This is a genomic window from Luteibacter sp. UNC138MFCol5.1, from assembly GCF_900110505.1.
GTDB lineage: Bacteria > Pseudomonadota > Gammaproteobacteria > Xanthomonadales > Rhodanobacteraceae > Luteibacter.
Genome location: NZ_FODZ01000001.1, coordinates 455806 through 461855 on the forward strand (window position 1 = coordinate 455806; position 6050 = coordinate 461855).

General features: G+C 68.1%; 4 protein-coding genes. 3 read left to right on the forward strand and 1 reads right to left on the reverse strand.

The genetic code is table 11. The features are described 5' to 3' along the window. The first annotated feature begins 17 nt into the window (after positions 1 to 17). Positions 18 to 1115 (forward strand): fimbrial protein, encoded by a 1098-nt coding sequence (locus BMY69_RS01940; protein WP_090175151.1) that lies wholly within the window; start codon positions 18 to 20, stop codon positions 1113 to 1115. A 44-nt stretch (positions 1116 to 1159) separates the two neighbouring features. Here the strand turns inward: BMY69_RS01940 and BMY69_RS01945 are convergent, their stop codons facing one another. Further along, positions 1160 to 4270 (reverse strand): discoidin domain-containing protein, encoded by a 3111-nt coding sequence (locus BMY69_RS01945; protein WP_090175152.1) that lies wholly within the window; start codon positions 4268 to 4270, stop codon positions 1160 to 1162. 104 nt (positions 4271 to 4374) lie between these two features. On the opposite strand from BMY69_RS01945, the gene BMY69_RS01950 reads away from it, so the two are divergent. Then, entirely contained in the window at positions 4375 to 4920 is a 546-nt protein-coding gene (locus BMY69_RS01950) for a DUF2058 domain-containing protein (RefSeq protein ID WP_090058847.1), read from the forward strand. Between the two features lie 10 nt (positions 4921 to 4930). After that, on the forward strand, positions 4931 to 5914 hold the full coding sequence (locus BMY69_RS01955; RefSeq protein WP_090175153.1) for an NAD-dependent epimerase/dehydratase family protein: 984 nt from the start codon (positions 4931 to 4933) through the stop codon (positions 5912 to 5914). Positions 5915 to 6050 lie beyond the last annotated feature (136 nt).

Here is a 6050-nt window from a genome sequence, read left to right on the forward strand (position 1 = left end):
GAAGGAACGCCACGAACATGCAGGGAATCATCCGCAAAGTCATCGCGGCAGGTGCCATGTGCCTCCTCGGAACGACGCACGCCAGCGTCGTCATGAACGGTACGCGCTACGTGTACGGAGAGAGGTCGATGATGACGAAGAACGGAAAACGAACCACGCTTGCCCTGCTCGCCCTTGTTTCGATCGGCGGAGCGGTGGAGGCCCGGGCCAACGGAGGTTGCACCTCGGTGAATGAGGCCACCTATCAGATCGGGCAAACGACGTACATCGACGTTCATAATGCAATGGAGGTGGGCGACGTCGTGCAGAGGGGGGGCGCGTACGGCGAAGGCAAGGTGCTACTGAGTTGCGAGGAAGGGCTTGCCCATTTCAGAGGTTTCTATGTGAAGCCGACCGTGGGCGATCTGGTTCCGTTGCTTGTCAACAGCAAGCCCTCAGGCTTTGGCATCCGCGTGAAGATTCAGGAAAACGGCCAATCGGTCATACGCAGCTTTCCGCACGAATTCGACGAGTCTTTCGCGAAAGGCGAGGAGGTCACCAGCGCGGACGATACCGTCTCCTACGAGGTCGAGAGGATGGCTGGCCCGGTCCTTTTCGGACGCGTCGATTCGGGGGAGATCGCGAAGCAGGCGGTGTCGTTGCCAAACATCAGCGCGCAACAGGTGTTCCGGACCATGGAAATCTTCTCCATGATCCTGCGCAGGCCGACCTGCACCATCACACCGGAGACCCTCGATCAGACGGTCAAGCTCGGCGACTACAATCTGAGTAACTTTGCGACACCCGATCGCGCGACGCCCTGGGTGCCGTTCAAGCTCACGGTGGAAGAATGCCCCGAGCCTCTCGGCATGGTCGCGAGGTTCACTTTCGGCGGTACGGGCGACGCGGATGGAGACAATCCCGCTCTTTTCCGGCTGACGGGGCCGGAGAACGTGGGGCTGGAGCTGGGCGACGCCAATAAGAAGACGATGAGGCCGGGCCAACTCATCCGCACGCACGCCCTGGGCCCAGGCGAGGACTATGAGTTCTACGCGCGGTTGCGCGAGACGAAGCCGACGGTTCGCGGCGGCATCGTGAACCGCGACGTCACCGTGCTGGTCGATTTCGAGCGCTGACGCGAACGCTGCCCCGCGCCTGCCACGGGGCGGTGTTCGGACGATCAGTACTCGGCGACAAGCTTGCGGAACGGCGTGGCGATGCGCACGCCATCGGCATCCCACGTCGCGGCCGCCTTGCCATCGATGGTCACCTTCCGTGGCTTCACGCGGTCCGGCCAGAACACGCGCACCGGCGTGCCGGCGGCGATGCCCTTGTCGAGCGTGATCGTCAACGTGCTTCCCGTGCGCCTCGCCGTCATGCTGAGCGAACCGTAGGTCACGGGCAGGCGGGAGATCGACAATCCCGGCCCCGCCACCCACGCCGGCGGCGCGCCGGGGAGCAGGTACAGCCCGTCGTCGGCGTCGCGCATCAGCATGCCGAAGATCGTGCGGGCGTACTCGGAGCCGATCCAGGTGTGTGGCATGTCGCCCAGATAGCCCGGGTGGCGGAGGCGCGAGTGGACGACCTCCGCCCACATGTTCCACTCGGGCGGCCGGCGATCGGCCACGACGTCGGCGAGCAGTTCCTGCGCGTCCGCCGGGCGGTTCAGGTAGACGTACGTCAGCACGTTGCGCAGCTCGTACGGTGTGTATGCGTAGAGTTCGCCTGGTGCCTTGCGCTTGCGCACGTCGGCGAGATAGCGGTCGAACGTGCGGGTCAGGGCGTCCCGCGGCAGCACGTCCATCTGTCCCGCGGGGTCGAGCGCGATCGACACGCTGGTCGGATCGCCGTCGCCGAGATCAGCGGCCGCGGGAATGGTGTCGACGCCCTTCCAGGCCATCGTGGCCTCGATCGATCTGCGGACCGACTCGCGTAGCGCGGCGTACTGTTCGCGCGCATAACGGGCGAGTTCCCTGTCGCCCCACTGGTCGGCGAGCCAGGCACCATCGTGCCAGCCCTTCAACGCCCAGTAATCGTCCCAGTAGCTGTGCGTCGGACTCGAATAGCCCTCGTGGCTGATCGACGGCGCGATGATGCCGTGGAAGCGCTCGGGAGCGGGAAGATTCGACAGATAGCCGGGCACCATCGTGCGCTCGCGCAGTTCCTGCATGAAGTGCAGGGCGGCGCGCACCTTGGGCTGGTAACCCTTCACGCTGGCGGCGCCACCGCCGAAGCGGGCCACGTCCGCGACCAGGTTGATGAATTCGCCCTGGCTGTCGTATTCGATGTCGGAGCCGAAGCCGGTGTTGACGCTGCCATCGGCGTTGAGGATCGGCGAGACCAGCCCGTTCTCGTGCACCGCGTGCGCCGCGTACCAGTCGAGATAATCGCGGGCGGTCTTCGTCTCGCCCATGCGCAGCAGGATCGACGCCGTGGCGGCACCGTCGCGGATGAACGAACGGTTGTAGTTGCGTGGACCCGCCTGCATCGCATGACCGGTCTGGTTCACCAGCATGTAGGCCGCCTGCGAGCGCAGGATGTCCACGAGGGTTTGATCGGGCAACGAGATGCCGACGCCGCCGAGGCGCTTCTGCCAGGCGGCGGAGACGTCGTCGGCGAGCCTGTCGAAGCCGTCGGCGGTGAGCGCCTTCCGGTCGATCGGCGGCGGCTCGGGCAGATGGCCCTTCGCATCGGCGGGCGAGTCGCCGAGCGGGAAGGCGACGACGACATCGCGCTGCTCGCCCGGTGCGAGATGCACGCGGTAGTCGAGCATGCCGGCCGCGAGACCGTCGGCGTCATGCGCGTCGCGCGCGGAAGGCACCGTGCCGGCCGCCACCCGCGCGGTGATCTCGGTCTCGCCATGCGCGCCGAACGGCGCGGCACCGGCGGCATCGACGGGCGTCAGCGACGCCATCAGCGTGCGGCCTTCGACGCGCACGTCGGTGTGCGCGCCATCGCCGGCGATGGCGATGTCGTGGATGGGCGAGGGGCCGCCGTTCTGCCATGGTGGATTGACCTGGATCGGGCGCACGACGAGCGACAGCGTGCCGTCGACGGTCGCGGTGCCCTGGTTGCGCAGCCGATGGCGCAGCAGCACGACAGGCTGGCCGTCGCCTTCGACCGCGATCGCCTCGCTCGTCATCGACAGGCCCGGTTGCACCGTCCAGCGTACCGACGGCATCGGCTTCCAGCCGTCGCGCAACGCGTGCGCGCGTTCCGCGCCATCCGATACGGCCGTGCGGCCGGACGCGTCGCGCCAGATCGCCTGGATCTGCGGGCCGCCCTTGTACGGCTCGATGTCGCCGTACTCGTCGAAGATGGCCTTCTGCAGGCCGGCGGGCACACCGACCGCCGTCCAGTACACCTGCCGCATGTGCAGCGACGAGGGAAACAGCGCGGCGTTCTCGCGCGACGCGGCGATCTGGTAGCGCTTCATCGCGGTCATGACGCGCGGAGGGCCGAGGAACCGCAGGCGCTCGATGCGCGGGGTCGCGCCGTTCTTCATGCCCACGACGAGCCGCAGCGCGCTCGCCTGGAAGGGCTCGCGGGCGGCGAGGTACGACGTGTCGCCGAGGCTACCCGGATCGCTGCCGACGGCGCGCCACTGGCCTGCGGCGTCGCGGGCTTCGAGCGTGGCGCCGTCGCGCGGCCCGTCCCAGGTCACCTCGATGCCCGCGATGTCGATCGGGCGGGGGAGGGCGATGTCGAGCTGCCGTGCGCCCTTCGGTCCCTTGCCGACGATCCCGCGCGAGGTGCCGTCGGCCCAGAGCGCGGCGCCGTCGCCCTTGCCGTCGAGGCCCGTGATCCGCGCGGTTTCGCTCGCCGCGAACGGCTCGAACTCGAACACGGAGACGCCCCAGTCCGCCGTGCGCGCCGGGGCGGCGAGGCGCACGTAACGTGCCTGCGTGGCGGGAAAGACGAGGTACTCGGTGCCACCCGGCGAGTCGGTCACGGCGTAGACCGGCTGGAACGTCTTGCCGTCGACGGAGGTCTGGATCGAATACGACGCGGCGAATCCGCTATCCCAATGGATGCGTACGCCGCCGACCGAGGCGACCTTGCCCAGATCCACCTGGAACCACTGGCCGGGGCTGAACGCACCGCCCCAGCGCGTGGCTTCATCCCCGTCGATCGCATGGGCCGGCGCGAGCGCGGGCACCTGCTGGGACGAGCTGCTGGCCTTCCAGCTTGCGCGTGGGGGCAGGCTTTCGGCGGCGAAAACGGGCGTCGCGAGCAGCGCGGCGAGCAGGAGCGTCAGCCGGGCGGGGCGGTGAGCGGTTCGGGCTTGCATGGGTCGGTACCTCCGGGGAGGTCGTCAAGCCTAGGCACGTAACGCGATGTAACCAAGCGGTCGGCGGTAGAATCGGGCGATCCGAAGGCAAGAAACGTCTACCCATGCGCAATCCACTACAGGAACAGCTGCTCAAGGCCGGCCTGGTCAAGAAGGACAAGGCTGCGAAGATCGTGCGCGATCAGGCGAAGCAGCGCCAGGGCAAGGCGCCGGCGCCGGCCGCCGAAGAACAGGTGGACGCCCGTCGCCTGCAGGCCGAGCGTGCCGAGCGCGACCGCGCGCTGGCCGCCGAACGCAACGCCGAGGCGCGCGCGAAGGAAATCCGCGCGCAGGTACGCCAGATCGTCGAGACCACGCGTGTGAAGCGCGACGGCGACGTGGCTTACCGTTTCACCGATGGCGAGAAGATCGCCACGCTGCTCGTCAACGAGTCGCTGCGGGCGCAGCTCGCGTCGGGCGCGCTGGTCATCGCACGGCTCGGCGACAGCTATGAGCTGATTCCGCGCGGTCCCGCCGACAAGATCCACGCGCGCTCGCCCGAGACGATCGTGCTCGACCATGGGCGCAAGGACGGTGACGCGGTGCAGACCGAGGAAGAGATCGACGACTACTACAAGCAGTTCGTCGTCCCCGACGACCTGATCTGGTAACGGGGCGCGCATGGCGATCCTCGTCACCGGTAGCGCCGGGCATCTGGGCGAGGCGCTCGTGCGCCGTCTTCGCGAGGATGGCCGTCATGTCATTGGCCTCGACATCAAGGCCTCGCCGTTCACCGACCTCGTCGGCTCCATCGCCGACGAGGGTTTCGTGCGCGACGCGATGTCGGGTGTGACGGGCGTCATCCACAGCGCCACGCTGCACAAGCCACACGTGGCCACGCATACCAAGCGCGAGTTCGTGGACACGAATGTCGCGGGCACCGTCGCGTTGCTCGAAGCCGCGACGCTGCATCGTGTCCGCGCGTTCGTCTTCACCAGCACGACCAGCGCGTTCGGCGCCGCGTTGTCTCCCGCGCCCGGCGAGCCGGCGGCCTGGATCGACGAGACCGTCGCGCCCGTGCCGAAGAACATCTACGGCGCGACGAAGATCGCCGCGGAAGGCATGTGCGAACTGGTGGCCCGCAAGGACGGTCTTCCGGTCGTCGCGCTGCGCACGTCGCGCTTCTTTCCCGAGGACGACGACAACGCGGGCGTGCGCGCGGCCTACGATACGGCGAACATGCAGGCGAACGAACTGCTGTACCGTCGCGCGGACATCGAGGACATCGTCGCGGCGCACCTGCTCGCGCTCGACCGCGCTTCCTCGCTCGGCTTCGGGCGCTACATCGTTTCGTCGACCACACCTTTCACGCGCGACGACGTCGCGGCACTGCGCCACGATGCGCCGTCCGTCATCCGCCGGCTGTATCCCGAGGTGGATGCTCTATACGCGATGCGCGGATGGAAGCTGCTGCCGTCGCTGGATCGCGTCTACGACAGCTCGCTGGCGACCCGCGACCTGGGCTGGACGCCGAAGCGCGACTTCGCGTTCGTGCTGGAGTGCCTCCGCCGCGGCGAGGACTTTCGCAGCGACATGGCGCGGGCGATCGGCAAGAAGGGCTACCACGACGCGGTGTTCGAGGACGGCCCATATCCCGTGAGCTAGCCGACCCGTGGGAGCGGCCCCGAGCGTGGCGGCTTTTCGCGGAAGGGCTCAGGCCCTGTGGCTCACGGCCTCAAAGGCTGTCGCGGCCAGGTCCGCTCCCACCACCGCGGGTATTGTGGGAGCGGCCCCGACCGCG